This window comes from Cellulomonas cellasea (assembly GCF_006538745.1).
In the GTDB taxonomy this organism is placed as follows: domain Bacteria; phylum Actinomycetota; class Actinomycetes; order Actinomycetales; family Cellulomonadaceae; genus Cellulomonas_A; species Cellulomonas_A cellasea.
In genome coordinates this window covers 310,848-324,267 of sequence record NZ_BJLR01000030.1, presented here as the reverse complement: position 1 = coordinate 324,267, position 13,420 = coordinate 310,848, and the positions used below count along the sequence as shown (strand labels likewise).

The 13,420-nt window shown below is 74.7% G+C and carries 13 protein-coding genes; 8 read left to right on the top strand and 5 right to left on the bottom strand.

Annotation, left to right across the window (positions count from 1 at the left end; genetic code table 11):
• Window positions 1-56 precede the first annotated feature (56 nt).
• Entirely contained in the window at window positions 57-1,076 is a 1,020-nt protein-coding gene (gene ppk2 / locus CCE01nite_RS16725) for a polyphosphate kinase 2 (protein WP_084142761.1), read from the top strand.
• A 58-nt stretch (window positions 1,077-1,134) separates the two neighbouring features.
• On the opposite strand, the gene CCE01nite_RS16720 is transcribed toward ppk2, so the two are convergent.
• The 3 genes from CCE01nite_RS16720 to CCE01nite_RS16710 all read right to left on the bottom strand — a co-directional run bounded on the left by CCE01nite_RS16720 (window position 1,135) and on the right by CCE01nite_RS16710 (window position 5,207).
• Window positions 1,135-2,616 carry an alanine/glycine:cation symporter family protein gene (locus CCE01nite_RS16720; RefSeq protein ID WP_246056630.1) on the bottom strand — a complete coding sequence of 494 codons (1,482 nt, stop codon included), beginning with the start codon at window positions 2,614-2,616 and terminating at the stop codon, window positions 1,135-1,137.
• A 58-nt stretch (window positions 2,617-2,674) separates the two neighbouring features.
• Complete coding sequence (locus CCE01nite_RS16715) at window positions 2,675-3,706, bottom strand: S66 family peptidase (protein ID WP_034631274.1); 1,032 nt, start codon at window positions 3,704-3,706, stop codon at window positions 2,675-2,677.
• A gap of 592 nt (window positions 3,707-4,298) precedes the next feature.
• Complete coding sequence (locus tag CCE01nite_RS16710) at window positions 4,299-5,207, bottom strand: hypothetical protein (protein WP_052104214.1); 909 nt, start codon at window positions 5,205-5,207, stop codon at window positions 4,299-4,301.
• A 98-nt stretch (window positions 5,208-5,305) separates the two neighbouring features.
• Between CCE01nite_RS16710 and CCE01nite_RS16705 the strand changes: the two genes are divergently transcribed.
• The 3 genes from CCE01nite_RS16705 (at window position 5,306) to CCE01nite_RS21855 (ending at window position 7,191) form a co-directional block, all read left to right on the top strand.
• Entirely contained in the window at window positions 5,306-5,692 is a 387-nt protein-coding gene (locus CCE01nite_RS16705) for a DUF1304 domain-containing protein (protein ID WP_307722748.1), read from the top strand.
• A 102-nt stretch (window positions 5,693-5,794) separates the two neighbouring features.
• A complete protein-coding gene (locus CCE01nite_RS16700) occupies window positions 5,795-6,463 on the top strand; it encodes a pyridoxine/pyridoxamine 5'-phosphate oxidase (RefSeq protein ID WP_034631271.1) in 669 nt (222 codons plus the stop codon).
• Window positions 6,436-7,191, top strand: coding sequence for a maleylpyruvate isomerase family mycothiol-dependent enzyme (locus CCE01nite_RS21855; RefSeq protein WP_084142760.1), 756 nt, complete (start codon window positions 6,436-6,438; stop codon window positions 7,189-7,191). The genes CCE01nite_RS16700 and CCE01nite_RS21855 overlap by 28 nt, the downstream gene beginning before the upstream one ends.
• On the opposite strand, the gene CCE01nite_RS16690 is transcribed toward CCE01nite_RS21855, so the two are convergent.
• The gene (locus CCE01nite_RS16690; RefSeq protein ID WP_084142759.1) at window positions 7,160-8,350 is read right to left on the bottom strand and encodes a heparan-alpha-glucosaminide N-acetyltransferase domain-containing protein; all 1,191 of its coding nucleotides are present in this window, start codon (window positions 8,348-8,350) and stop codon (window positions 7,160-7,162) included. The genes CCE01nite_RS21855 and CCE01nite_RS16690 overlap by 32 nt on opposite strands.
• Window positions 8,351-8,485: 135 nt before the next feature.
• Between CCE01nite_RS16690 and CCE01nite_RS16685 the strand changes: the two genes are divergently transcribed.
• The 4 genes from CCE01nite_RS16685 (at window position 8,486) to CCE01nite_RS16670 (ending at window position 12,539) form a co-directional block, all read left to right on the top strand.
• Window positions 8,486-9,307, top strand: a complete 822-nt coding sequence (locus CCE01nite_RS16685) for a methyltransferase domain-containing protein (RefSeq protein ID WP_246056629.1) — start codon at window positions 8,486-8,488, stop codon at window positions 9,305-9,307.
• A gap of 94 nt (window positions 9,308-9,401) precedes the next feature.
• Window positions 9,402-10,187, top strand: coding sequence for a fumarylacetoacetate hydrolase family protein (locus tag CCE01nite_RS16680; protein WP_034631268.1), 786 nt, complete (start codon window positions 9,402-9,404; stop codon window positions 10,185-10,187).
• A 52-nt stretch (window positions 10,188-10,239) separates the two neighbouring features.
• Window positions 10,240-11,769, top strand: coding sequence for a glutamate--tRNA ligase (gene gltX / locus CCE01nite_RS16675; RefSeq protein WP_246056627.1), 1,530 nt, complete (start codon window positions 10,240-10,242; stop codon window positions 11,767-11,769).
• The gene (locus CCE01nite_RS16670; RefSeq protein ID WP_052104212.1) at window positions 11,766-12,539 is read left to right on the top strand and encodes an HAD family hydrolase; all 774 of its coding nucleotides are present in this window, start codon (window positions 11,766-11,768) and stop codon (window positions 12,537-12,539) included. Before gltX ends, CCE01nite_RS16670 begins: the two co-directional genes overlap by 4 nt.
• Window positions 12,540-12,588: 49 nt before the next feature.
• Here CCE01nite_RS16670 and CCE01nite_RS16665 read toward each other — a convergent pair whose 3' ends face one another.
• A complete protein-coding gene (locus CCE01nite_RS16665; protein WP_034631262.1) occupies window positions 12,589-13,335 on the bottom strand; it encodes a class I SAM-dependent methyltransferase in 747 nt (248 codons plus the stop codon).
• Window positions 13,336-13,420: the final 85 nt, after the last annotated feature.

Below are 13,420 nucleotides of genomic sequence, written 5' to 3'. Positions count from 1 at the left end.
TGCCGCCATGGCCGGTCCCGGGGGCGGCCGGGCGCGGACGGCGCTAGCGTCCCGTCATGGCAACCACCGGTACGAACGAGCAAGCCGAGCAGGCCGAGCGAGCCGAGCACCCCGGACCGTCGGAGCAGGCGACGCCGACGGAGCCGGCGGTGTCCGCGAAGCAGAAGAAGCCGACGGCGTCGACGACGCAGAAGAAGCCGTCGAAGGAGGCCAAGGAGGCGGCGAAGCAGGCCGCGAAGCAGGCCGACAAGCAGCGTCGCGGGCCCAAGATCGACAACGACGTCTACGAGGCCGAGCTGTTCCGGCTGCAGGCCGAGCTCGTCAAGGTCCAGCAGTGGGTCCGCGCGACCGGCGCCCGCGTCGTCGTGGTGTTCGAGGGGCGTGACGCGGCGGGCAAGGGCGGCACGATCAAGCGCATCACGGAGTACCTCAGCCCCCGCATCGTGCGCATCGCGGCGCTGCCCGCCCCGACCGAGCGCGAGCGCGGGCAGTGGTACTACCAGCGCTACATCGCCCAGCTGCCCGCGGCCGGCGAGATCGTGCTGTTCGACCGGTCCTGGTACAACCGCGCCGGCGTCGAGCGCGTCATGGGGTTCTGCACCCCGCAGGAGTACTCGCGCTTCATGCGCCAGACGCCGATCTTCGAGCAGATGCTCGTCGAGGACGGGATCCTGCTGCGCAAGTACTGGTTCTCGGTGTCCGACGAGGAGCAGCTCAAGCGCTTCCGCTCGCGGCTGTCCGACCCGGTGCGCCAGTGGAAGCTGAGCCCGATGGACCTCGAGTCGATCAACCGGTGGGAGGACTACTCGCGCGCCAAGGACGAGATGCTCGTGCACACCGACGTGCCGTCGAGCCCCTGGTACGTCGTGGAGTCGGACATCAAGAAGCACGCGCGGCTCAACATGATGGCGCACCTGCTCTCGACGATCCCGTACGAGGACGTCCCGCACGAGAAGGTCGAGCTCCCCGACCGCCCGAAGGCGTCGAGCGGCTACGAGCGCCCGCCGCGCGAGCTGTCGACGTACGTCCCGGACCACACCGCGACGCTGCTGGGCGACCGGGAGCGCGACTCCTGACCTCCGGGCCGACGCCCGGACCGGGGCCGGTCTCGTGCCGGCCCCGGCCCCGGCGGGGTCAGATCGTCGCGCGCGCCACCTCGTCGTGCGGCTCCGACGTCCACACGCTGTCGGTGACGTCGCGGGGCAGGTCCGGGTTGCCGGTCGTGTTGAACACGGGGTCGACGCCCGCCCGGACCTGACGCTCGAAGTCGCGCAGGGCGCCGAGCGCCCACCGGCCGAGCAGCACGATCGCGACGAGGTTGACGAGCGCCATGAGCCCCATCGCGACGTCGGCGAGGGCCCACACCGCCTCGAGCTCGAGCACCGCGCCGGCCCCGACGACCGCGACGACGACGACGCGGAAGACGGTGAGCGTGGCGCGGTGCGCGCGCAGGTAGCTCATGTTGACCTCGGCGTAGGAGTAGTTGCCGAGCACCGAGGAGAACGCGAACACGAACACGAGCACGGTCATGAGCCACGTCGTGCCGTCGCCCAGCTCGTGCGCGACGGCGGCCTGCGTGAGCGAGGCGCCGTCGGTCGTCGAGCCGGGCGTGTACACCGCGTCGCCCGCGAACAGGATGATGAACGCGGTCGCGGAGCACACGACGATCGTGTCGACGAAGACCCCCAGCGACTGGATGAGCCCCTGCTTGACGGGGTGGCTCGTGGTGGCCGTCGCGGCCGCGTTCGGGGCGCTGCCCATGCCCGCCTCGTTCGAGAACAGCCCACGCTTCGCGCCGTTGAGGAGCGCCGCGGCGAGACCGCCGGTGATCCCCGCGGCGGCCTCCCCGACCCCGAACGCCGCCGTGACGATGTCGGCGAGCACCTCGCCGACCCGACCGACGTTGAGCACGATGATGACGAGGGCGAGCAGAACGTACGCGAGCGCCATCGCCGGGAGCATGACCTCGGCGACCTTCGCGATGCGACGCACGCCGCCGAACACCACCGGGGCGGTCAGCGCCATGAGCCCGAGCGCCGACCACCCGGTGCTGACGCCGTGCCCGCCGCGCAGCACGTCCGCGATCGTGTTCGCCTGGACCATGTTGAACGCGATGCCGAAGGTGCCGATGAGCAGCACCGCGAACACGATGCCGCCCCGCCGTGAGCCGAGCCCCCGTTCGATGTAGAAGGCGGGACCGCCGCGGAAGCTGCCGTCGGGCGAGCCGACCTTGAAGATCTGCGCGAGCGTGGCCTCGACGAGCGCCGTGGCCATCCCGACGAGCGCGACGACCCACATCCAGAAGATCGCACCAGGCCCGCCGAGCGTCAGCGCGATCGCGACGCCCGCGATGTTCCCGGTGCCGACCCGCGACGCGAGCCCGACGCAGAAGGCCTGGAACGACGAGATGCCGCCCGCGGAGCCCTCTCGGGACGACAGGATCTGGCGCAGCATGCGTGGGAACAGCCGCACCTGCACGAACCGGGTCCGGATCCCGAAGTAGACGCCGACACCGAGGAGCACGTAGACGAGCACGTACGTCCACAGGAAGCCCGACACCGGGTCGATCACGTTCTGCTGGATGAAGTCCACGTCGCCCCCCCGCTCACGGATCACGCCATCGTGCTCCCGTCGGACGGGACGCGCGAGGTGCGGGGCCGCCCCGTGCGGCCCCTCAGACGAGCTCCTGCACCAGCGAGCGCTCGTCGCCGCGCCACGTGAGCGTCGCGAGGGCGCCGTTGACGAGCGTCATCTGGGGCGGGACGTGCCCGCAGTCGACGTCGGCGACGACCGGGACGCCGAGGTCCCCGAGCGCGTCCCGGACGGCGTCGTGCTGGCTGAAGCCGGGGGAGTCCGGCGCGTTCGTGCGGCCGACGAGCACCGCCGCCGCGTCGTCGAACCAGCCCGCGAGCCGCAGCCCGTGCAGCCGCCGGGCGGCGCCGAACGCGCTGTCCTCGGACGCCTCGACGTAGACCACGACCCCCTCGGGGGCGTGCTCCCGCACGAATGCCGGCACGTCCCCGTACGGGCTGCCGGCCAGGTGCGTGACGGTCTCGAGGCACCCGCCGACGAGGCGACCGCGCGCGACGACGTCGTCCGCGCCGCCGTCGAGCCGGACCCACGCCGTGGGGGTGTCGAGCGTGTACCGGTCGACCGTCGGGTTCGCTTCGATGTCGTCCCAGCCGCCCCCGACGTGAAGCGCGGACGGGCCCTGGTGCAGCGGGGTCCCCGTCGGCGCCTCCGCGACGTCGAGCCACGACAGCAGCGGTGCCGGCGTCGCGTACGGCACGTCCATGAGGTTGGGGCCGTGCACGGTCGCGACGCCGGTGCGCAGCGTCATCGCGGTGAGCAGCGTCGCGGTGTCGGAGAAGCCCACGAACCACGTCGGCCGCGCGGCGGCGATCGCGTCCCAGTCGAGCAGCCGCACGAGGTCGATCGCGAGCACGCCGCCCCACGGCGGGACGACGGCACGCACCGCCGGGTCGACGAGCATCGTGGTCAGCTCGGCCGCACGCTGCGCCGCGGGGGCGCTCACGGGACCCGAGCCGTCGAGGCACTCGCCGAGGACGACCTCGTAGCCGCGGGACTCCAGGGTCGCGACGGCGTGGTCGAGCCGCGCGCGGTGCCGGGGCGCGACACCGGCGGACGGCGCGGTGACGGCGATGCGGTCGCCGGGGACCAGCGGGTCGGGGTACCGGGGCGTCATGCGGGGATTCTCGCAGGCGGGCCGACCGACCGGGCAGGCCGGGCGGACCGGACTCGACCCCGCTCGAACGCGGCGGTCAGGCCGGCTCGGCCGGCGGCTGCGCGAGGTCATGTCCCGAGGCGCCAGAACGCGGCGCGAGGTGGGGCGGCGACGTATTTGAACACGTGACCAACAATGCCGCCACCCGAGCCGCAGGTGACGCTCGAAAGAATTCCTTCCCGGTCGCGCGAGCGTCGCGGCCCGAGCGCCGCACTCGCCTGCGGCGTGCGTCGGGCGACCGGTCCGGAGAATGCTCGAGGCCCGGTGCGGCCCGCTCCTGCGGGCTGCACCGGGCCTCGACGCTCGGCGTGCGTGCTGCTCAGATGCGCACGCGGCGCGGGTTGCTCACGCTCGTGAAGCTGATCTCGTCGCGCTCGTCCGCGGCGCTCGTCATCTCGTCCGTGCTCGTCATCTCCATGGCCCCTCCCATGTCGGCGGTCGGTGTGCCAGAAGTATTACCCGGAAATCGCCGCGGCGGCCTCCGTCGTGATGAACGTCACGTAAAATGTCCGTTTCCGGATTCGCGGGGGAACGCGTCGCGGAAATCGCGCCGTCATCCGGCGAGGGGCTCGCGCACCGGCAGCAGCCCGGCGGCCACATCGACCAGGCGGGCCCGCAGGACCGCCGCACGCTCGGCGAACCCGCGCTGCCGCGCGACGTACTCGGCCTTGCCCTCGGGGGTCTCGATCGCGACGGCTCGCTCACCGAGGGACGTCACGTCGTACGGCGAGGCCTGCATGTCGAGGGTGCGGATGTCCCGCGCGAGCGCGAAGCAGTCGAGCAGCAGCGCGCCCGGCACCGCGGGGCCGAGCTTCGACGCCCACTTGAACAGGTCCATGTTCGCGTGCAGGCACCCCGGCTGCTCGCGCGCGACCTGGGTCTCGCGGGTCAGCGGCGCCCGGTTGCGTGGGACGGCGTCGGGCGTGAAGAACCGGAACGCGTCGAAGTGGGTGCACTGCAGCGGCAGCTGCTCGACGACCGCGTCCGTGCCCTCCCGCCCGAGGCGCAGGGGGAGCGTGTGCCGGCGACGCTCGTCGTCCTGGCGGTAGACCATCGCCCACTCGTGGAGCCCGAGGCAGCCGGTGTGCGCGGGCCGGGCCGCGGTCTGCGCGAGCAGCGTGTGCACGAACGCGACCGTGTCGCCGCGCTCGGCGAGGAACGCCCCGGTGTCGAGCTCGACGACCCCGTCGTCCCCCGTGCGGTACCAACGCCACACCGCGTGCTCCGCGGGCCCGTCGGGCGTGGGGGCGAGCCCGGTGCCGGCCCCCGGGTGCCACCGGCGCAGCAGCGAAGGCTTCGTGTTGTAGTAGTCGTAGAGGAAGTCGTCGATCGCGTGGCGCGACCCCGCCGCCCGGCGCGCCCGGTGCGCCTGCGTCAGCGCGTCGGCCCGCGCGGCGTGATCACGCGCGACGCCGGCCCACTCCTCGGCGGGCAGCACGCGGCGCTCGGCGGTCGGTTCCACCCGTCCAGGGTAGGTCGCCCGGGCCGCCGCCCCCGCCCGCCCGGGACCCGGAGGCGTGCGCGTCCCGCCGCGGGTCCGGGACGGAGGATGCTGGCCGCATGCTGCTGACCCTCGCCCTCGTCCTCGCTGCGCTCGCCGCCGCGTTCCACGTCGTGATCTTCGTGCTCGAGTCCGTCCGCTTCGAGCGCCCCGAGGTCCACGCCCGCTTCCGCACCCGCACCGAGGACGTCGCCGCCGTGCGCCCGTGGGCGTACAACCAGGGCTTCTACAACCTGTTCCTCGCGGTCGGCGCGGTCGTCGGGATCGCGCTCGCAGCGTCCGGCCGGCGCGACGTGGGTGCCGCGCTGGTGCTCCTCGCGTGCGGATCGATGGCGGCGGCGGCGCTGGTCCTCGTGCTCACGGACCGCCGGATGGCGCGCGCCGCGCTCACGCAGGGCCTGGTCCCGGCGCTCGCGGTCGTCCTCACGGTCGCGGCACTCGTCTGACCTGCCCTTCCGCGGACGGGCGCCCGGCGGAGATACTGACCGGGTGACGCACCCCGGCGTGGCCCCCCGTCCCCTCCGAGCGTCGTGCGACGCACGCCCCGCATGAGCGACCCCGCGGGCCCGACGCTGCGCGACCGGCTGCGCCGCACCCCGGCGTTCGGCGCCGACCTGCCGACCTTCGAGCCCGACGACGCCCCCGACGCCCCGCACGCGCTCTTCGAGGAGTGGGTCCTCGGCGCGATCGACGCGGGGGCGCCGGCGCCGCAGGCCATGACGGTCTCGACGCGCGGCGCGGACGGCTCGGTCTCGGCCCGCGTCGTGGTGCTCAAGGACGTCACGGCCGAGGGCTGGCACTTCGCGACCGACGCCCGCAGCCGCAAGGTCCAGGACCTCACCGCGGACGCCGCGGTCGCCGCGACCTTCTACTGGCCCACGCTCGCGCGCCAGGTCCGGCTCACCGGCCGGGCGCACCCGGCGGGGGCGGAGGCGTCGGCCGCGGACTTCCGGGAGCGTTCCCCGGCGTCCCGCGGCGCGGCGCTCGCGACCCGGCCGGGCGAGCCGCTCGGCTCCCACGCCGAGCTCGTGGCGGCGATCGACGAGGCGACGGCGCGCGCGGACGCGGACCGGGCGCTCGTGCTGCCCGAGTGGCAGCTCTGGGTCGTGGTGCCCGACGAGATCGAGTTCTGGCAGGGGAGCCCCGAGCGCGCGCACGTGCGCGCCGTGTACCGGAAGGAGTCGACGGGATGGACCCGGACGAGGTTGTGGCCCTGACACCCGCGGAGCAGTCGGACGTGGTGGGGCGGGGCGTGGTCGCGGACGTCGAGCGGCTGCGCGGCGTGCTCGAGGACGTGCTGGTGCGGCTGACCGACGCCGACGTCGCGGCGCCGTCGCGCCTGCCGGGGTGGACGCGCGGCCACGTGCTCGCGCACCTCGCCGGGGTCGGTTCCAGCGCCGCGCGCCAGCTCGAGCACGCCCGCGCCCGCCGGCTCGTCGACTTCTACGACGGCGGTCGCCCGGGGCGCGACGCCGCCATCGAGGCCGGTGCCGGCGCGCCGGCGGAGGTGCACGCGCGCGACGCGCTCGCGGCGGCGCTGCGCGTCGAGTCGGCGCTCGCGGCCCTCGGGCCCGAGGACTGGGACGCCCCGACGCGCTACCGCGACCAGCCCGCGACCGCCGTCGCGCACGCGTGGTGGCGCGAGCTCGGGATCCACCTCGTCGACCTCGACCTGGGCGTCGGGCAGGACGTGTGGTCGCCCGCGCTGCTCGACCACCTGGTCGAGTTCCTCGCGCCGCGCGTGCCCGCCGGCGTGCTCGTCGCGCTCGTCCCCGGCGGCGGAGCGTCGCGGTGGGAGCTCGGCGACGGCGGGCTCGTGCGCGTGCACGCCGAGCGCGCCGAGGACCTCGTCGCGTGGCTCGCGGGGCGTGAGCCGTCCGGGCCCGTCACTGCCGAGCGCGACGGCGAGCCGGTCAGCCTCCCGGAGCTCGGCCCCTGGCCGTGACCGGCGTCGCCGGGGTCCCCGACGTCACAGCGTCGCCGGGAGCCTCCGGGCCGAGCGTCGAGGTCGAGCCCGGCGGGAGCCCCCCGGCGCCCGTCGTCCCGCGGCCGTCGACCGACGGCGTGCGCCCGGGCCCGTCGGCGCCGAGGTCGCTCGCCCGCGTCGAGACCGCGTGCAGCAGGCGCTCGAAGGGCCCGCGCCCGAGCGTCGCGCGCCACACGGTGCACGCGACGACGGTCACGACGAGGAACGCCAGCCACACGCGATCCGTCGGCTCCCACACGACGTCGTCCCCGAGCGCCGCGATCGCGGCGACGTGCACGGTGTACGCCGTGAGCGCGAGCGCACCCGTCGCGCCCAGGGGGCTCGTGAGGCGCGGCCAGCGGTCGGCGACGACGAGGCACAGCGCGAGCACGGCGAGCGCCACGCCCGTGTTGGCGACGACCTCGAGCGTCGTGCCCGCGTGGGGCTCGGTCGTCAGGTAGCGACCGGGGCCGACCTCGGGGCGCGCACCGGGCACGAGGCGCATGAGCACCGCCGACGCCAGGTGGGCCAGGACCGCGACACCCGTGCCGCCGAGCAGCAGGGCGCGCCGGACGTGCGCCGCGGTGAGGTCGAGCCGGCCGACCGCGAGCCCCGCGAGCACGTACGCCGTCCAGATGCCCGCGGGGTAGTAGTGACCGACGACGAGGTCCGTCAGCGCGGTCGCCTTCTCGTGCTCGACGAGCCAGTCGCCGACGCGGAACGTGACCGGGGGGCCGACGACGGCGACGACGGCGGCCGCGGCGAGCAGCGCGCGCGCCGACCAGCCGAGGAAGCCGATCGCGACCGCGAAGTACACGCCGTACGCGGGCAGGATCACCGCGACGGGGGTCCCGAGCGCGACGAGCACGACCCCGAGCGCGACGAGCAGCACCCCGCGCACCAGGACCCGGAGCCGGGCCTGGGCGCGCCGCACGCCGTCGACGGGCCGCGAGCCGCCGGACAGCAGCGCGACGGAGATCCCGGCGAGGACCACGAACGCCGCCGCCGAGCGCCCGTCGGCGACCTGCACCGCGCCGCGCGGCCACGGGTCGCCCGCGGCACCGGGGGCGAGGTGCGCGGTGAACATGCCGAGCACCGCGAGCCCCCGTGCGACATCGACGCCCACGATCCGCTGCATCGGGTCACGGTACCGCCGGCGCCTGTGCGGGTCCTGGGCGGAGGCCGGTCCATGGCCAGGCCGCCCGGTCTCAGCACGCGGACTTTCGCGTTCCGGTGCTTGAAACGAGCCCCGGGTGCGCGTCTACAGTGCGGGGTGAGCATCGAGTCGCCCCAGGACGTCTACACGCACGGGCACCACGAGAGCGTGCTGCGCTCGCACCGCTGGCGCACCGCCGAGAACTCCGCCGCCTACCTCCTGCCGTCGCTCCAGCCGGGGCAGCGGCTGCTCGACGTCGGCTGCGGCCCCGGGACCATCACGATCGACCTCGCGTCGCGCGTGAGCCCCGGCGACGTCGTCGGCATCGACCGCTCGGCCAAGGTCGTCGAGGTGGCGCGCGAGGCGGCGACCGAGGCCGACGCGGCGAACGTGGCGTTCGAGGTCGGCGACGTGTACGCGCTGCCCTACCCGGACGCGAGCTTCGACGTCGTGCACGCCCACCAGGTGCTCCAGCACCTCGTCGACCCCGTCGCGGCGCTGCGCGAGATCCGGCGCGTCACCCGCCCGGGCGGCATCGTCGCGGTCCGCGACGCCGACTACGCCGCGATGACCTGGTACCCGCCGTCGGCCGGGCTCGACGAGTGGCTCACGCTCTACCACGAGGTCACGCAGGCGAACCACGCGGAGGCCGACGCGGGCCGCCGCCTGCTGAGCTGGGTGCGTCAGGCCGGGTTCGACCCCGCGGGCATCGCGCCCTCGGCGGGGGTGTGGTGCTACGCGACGCCCGAGGACCGCACGTGGTGGTCGAGCCTGTGGGCGGACCGCGCGGTCGCGTCGAACTTCGCGGCGCAGGCGATCGCGCACGGGCTCGCGGACGAGGTCGCGCTCGAGCACCTGTCGGACGCGTGGCGCGAGTGGGGGACCGCCGAGGACGGCTGGTTCTCGATCGTGCACGGCGAGGTGCTCGCGCGCGCCTGACGTGCGGCGGGACGTGCGGCGCCCGGCTCCCGGACCGCCGCGCCGGGCGTCCCGCGACACGGCTCGGCGTGCGTCGCCCGACTAGGGTGGGCGCGTGCGCATCGCGAGATTCACGACCGGCGACGACCCCCGCTACGCCCTCGTCGAGGGGGACCCGGGATCGGAGCAGCTCGTCGTCCTGACGGGTGACCCGATCTACACGCCGGTCCAGCCGACCGGCGAGCAGGTCCCGCTCGACGACGACCGCGTGCGCCTGCTCGCGCCGGTGATCCCGCGCTCCAAGATCATCGGCGTCGGCCGAAACTACGCCGCGCACGCCGCCGAGATGGGCAACGACCTGCCCGTCGCGCCGCTGCTGTTCCTCAAGCCCAACACCTCGGTGATCGGGCCCGACGACCCGATCGTCCTGCCCCCGTGGACCGAGCACGTCGACCACGAGGCCGAGCTCGCGGTCGTCATCGGCAAGGTCACCAAGGACGTGGCCCCCGAGCACGCGCTCGGCCAGGTCTTCGGCTTCACCGTCGCCAACGACGTGACCGCCCGGGACATCCAGCGCACCGACGACCAGTGGGCCCGCGCCAAGGGCTTCGACACGTCGTGCCCCATCGGCCCGTGGGTCGTGCCCGGGCTCGACGTCGACGACCTGGCGGTCCGCGCGCGCGTCAACGGCGAGGTCCGCCAGGACGGGCGCACGTCGCAGCTCATCTTCGACGTCGCGTACCTGATCTCGTACATCTCCGAGGTCTTCACGCTGCTGCCCGGCGACGTGATCCTCACGGGGACGCCGGCCGGCGTGGGCCCGATCGTGGACCGCGACATCGTCGAGTGCGAGATCGAGGACATCGGCACGCTGCGCAACCCGGTCCTGCGCCGCAGCTGACAGCCCGGCGGCGGGCCGAGGTGGGCGGAGCCTCGCCAGTACGCTGGAGCCCGTGACCTCCACCGCTCCTGAGACCTCCACCGGCGTGCCCACCGGTTCCGCCGTCCGCGTGCGCTTCTGCCCCTCGCCGACCGGGACGCCGCACGTCGGGCTCATCCGGACCGCGCTGTTCAACTGGGCCTACGCGCGCCACGTCGGCGGCACGTTCGTGTTCCGGATCGAGGACACCGACGCCGCGCGCGACTCGGAGGAGAGCTACCAGCAGCTGCTCGACGCGCTGCGCTGGCTCGGGCTCGACTGGGACGAGGGCGTCGAGGTCGGCGGCCCGCACGAGCCCTACCGGCAGTCCCAGCGCATGGACCTGTACCGCGACGTCGCGCGCCGGCTCCTCGAGGGCGGGTTCGCCTACGAGTCGTTCTCGACGCCCGACGAGATCGAGGCGCGCCACCGCGCTGCGGGACGTGACCCGAAGCTCGGCTACGACGGGTTCGACCGCGACCTGACCGACGAGCAGGTGGCCGCCTTCCGTGCCGAGGGCCGCGAGCCCGTGCTGCGCCTGCGCATGCCCGACGACGACGTCACGTTCACCGACCTCGTGCGCGGCGACGTGACGTTCCCCGCCGGCTCGGTGCCGGACTACGTGATCGTGCGCGCGAACGGCCAGCCGCTGTACACGCTCGTCAACCCGGTCGACGACGCGCTCATGGGGATCACGCACGTGCTGCGCGGCGAGGACCTGCTCTCCTCGACCCCGCGCCAGGTCGCGCTGTACCGCGCGCTGCCGCAGATCGGCGTCGGCTCGGTCGTGCCCGTCTTCGGGCACCTGCCCTACGTCATGGGGGAGGGCAACAAGAAGCTCTCGAAGCGCGACCCCGAGTCGAACCTGTTCCTGCACCGGGACCGCGGGTTCACGCCCGAGGGCCTGCTCAACTACCTGGCGCTGCTCGGCTGGTCGATCGGGCCGGACCGCGACATCTTCACGACCCAGGAGCTCGTCGCGTCGTTCGACGTCGCGGACGTGAACCCGAACCCTGCGCGCTTCGACGTGAAGAAGGCCGAGGCGATCAACTCGGCGCACGTGCGGATGCTCGACCCCGAGGACTTCCGGGACCGGCTCGTGCCGTACCTGCACCGCGCGGGGATCGTGCCCACCGACTCCTACGCCGACCTCGAGCCCCGCCACCGCGCGCTGCTCGACGCCGGCGCGCCGCTCGTCCAGGAGCGCATGACGCTGCTCGGCGAGGCCGTCGGGATGCTCGGCTTCCTGTTCGTGGCCGACGACGCGCTCGTGGTCGAGGACGACGCCCGCGCGGCGCTGCGGGACGAGGCCGCGTCGGTGCTCGACGCCGCGACGGCCGCGCTCGAGCCGATCCCGGCCGACGCGTTCACGACCGCCGCGACGCAGGAGGCGCTGCAGGTCGCGCTCGTCGACGGGCTCGGCATCAAGCCGCGCTTCGCGTACACGCCGCTGCGCACCGCGCTCTCGGGCCGGCGCGTCTCGCCGCCGCTGTTCGAATCGATGGAGATCCTCGGCAAGGACTCGACGCTCGCGCGGATCGCGACGCTGCGCGCGTCGCTGTGACGGTCGAGGGGACGGCGGCGCTCGACGGGGTGCTGCACGTCGACGGCGTGCTGTTCGACATCGACGACACGCTGGTCGACACGCGCGCGGCGTTCGGGGCGGCGATGCGGGTCGTCGCCGACCGGTACCTGCCGCACCTCGACGCGGAACAGCGCGCGGGGCTCGTGGCCTTCTGGCGGGCCGACGAGCACGACCGGTACGCGCAGTTCACGCGCGGCGAGGTCAGCCACCGGACCCAGCGCATGGGGCGCGCGAACGACCTGCACCGCGCGTTCGGCGGCGTCGAGCTCGACGACGAGGCGTACGAGGCGTGGGACGAGCTCTTCGACGCCGCGTTCGCCGCCGCCTGGGCGGCGCACCCGGAGGCCTCGGACGTCGTGGACGGGCTCGTGGCGGCCGGCCTCGCGGTGGGTGCGCTGAGCAACGCCGACGTGGTCTACCAGACCCGCAAGCTCGAGGCCGCGGGGTTCGGGGAGCGCGTGCCGATGCTCGTCGGGACCGACACGCTCGGCTTCGGCAAGCCCGACCCGCGCGTCTTCGTCGAGGCCTGCCGCCGGCTCGGGACGGACCCGGCGCGCACGGCGTACGTCGGCGACGAGCTCGACGTGGACGCGCACGCCGCCGTGAGCGCCGGGCTCGTCGGCGTGTGGGTCGACCGCCCGGGCGGTCGTCGGCGCACCGTCCCGGAGGCCGACATCGCCGCGGCGCGCGCGGCGGGCGTGCACGTCGTGACGTCCCTCGCGGAGCTGCCCGCGGTCCTCGGCCGCTGACCGCGGGCCCCGCGTGGGCGGCCCTGCCGGGCCCGCGTCGCCTCGTCGGTCAGCCGCGCACCCGCGCGCGCCAGCACACCGTCCGGTAGGGCAGGTCGACCTCGTCGCGGCCCCGCAGGTCCGCGTGCGTGCGGCCGAGCTCGTCGACCTCGTCGAGCAGCTCCTCGCGCCGCTCGGCCGGCAGCGTCAGCAGGTGGCTGCGCGACGCGGCGAGCATCCGCAACGTCCGCACCGCGATGCGGTCCGTCCACGGGAACGTCGCGTGCTCGGGCTCGTCAAAAAGGTCCCCGAGGCGCGGCGCGACGGGCTCCCGCTCCTGCGCGTCGCCGCGGTGGATGATCTCGCCGAACCGCGCGACCCAGTCGACGGACGGGTCCCGCACGTTCCACAGCAGCGCGAGCGTGCCGCCCGGCCGCAGGACGCGGGCGATCTCGGCGCTCGCCGCGGCCTCGTCGAACCAGTGCCACGCCTGGGCGACGGTCACGGCGTCGACCGAGGCCGTCGGCAGCCCGGTGTCCTCGGCCGTGCCGGGCCGGGGGGTCACGTCCGGCAGCAGCGACGTGAGCTGCTCGCGCATCGCCCGCGACGGCTCGACGGCGGTCACGTCGAACCCGTGCGCGACGAGGACCGCGGTGAGCTTGCCGGTGCCGGCGGCCAGGTCGAGGACGCGGTGCGCACCCTCGGGCACGCACCAGCGCACCGCGTCGTCGGGGTAGGAGGGGCGCGCGCGCCCGTACGCCTGAGCCCCCCGGTCGAACGAGCGGGCCCTGTCCTGGCGGGCGGGGTCGTCAGCCATGGGACGAGCATCCCACGCACGCGCGGGGGCGGCTGGCCGGGGCGTCGGTCGGCGGGGCGGGCGGGCACCGGCGTCGCACGAGCTG

Bases quoted from the DNA above. Each gene is read 5' to 3' on its own strand.
- ppk2 (WP_084142761.1), top strand. From the start codon at position 57: ATGGCAACCACCGGTACGAACGAGCAAGCCGAGCAGGCCGAGCGAGCC.
- CCE01nite_RS16715 (WP_034631274.1), bottom strand. From the start codon at position 3,706: ATGACGCCCCGGTACCCCGACCCGCTGGTCCCCGGCGACCGCATCGCC.
- CCE01nite_RS16705 (WP_307722748.1), top strand. From the start codon at position 5,306: ATGCTGCTGACCCTCGCCCTCGTCCTCGCTGCGCTCGCCGCCGCGTTC.
- CCE01nite_RS16700 (WP_034631271.1), top strand. From the start codon at position 5,795: ATGAGCGACCCCGCGGGCCCGACGCTGCGCGACCGGCTGCGCCGCACC.
- CCE01nite_RS21855 (WP_084142760.1), top strand. From the start codon at position 6,436: ATGGACCCGGACGAGGTTGTGGCCCTGACACCCGCGGAGCAGTCGGAC.
- CCE01nite_RS16690 (WP_084142759.1), bottom strand. From the start codon at position 8,350: ATGCAGCGGATCGTGGGCGTCGATGTCGCACGGGGGCTCGCGGTGCTC.
- CCE01nite_RS16665 (WP_034631262.1), bottom strand. From the start codon at position 13,335: ATGGCTGACGACCCCGCCCGCCAGGACAGGGCCCGCTCGTTCGACCGG.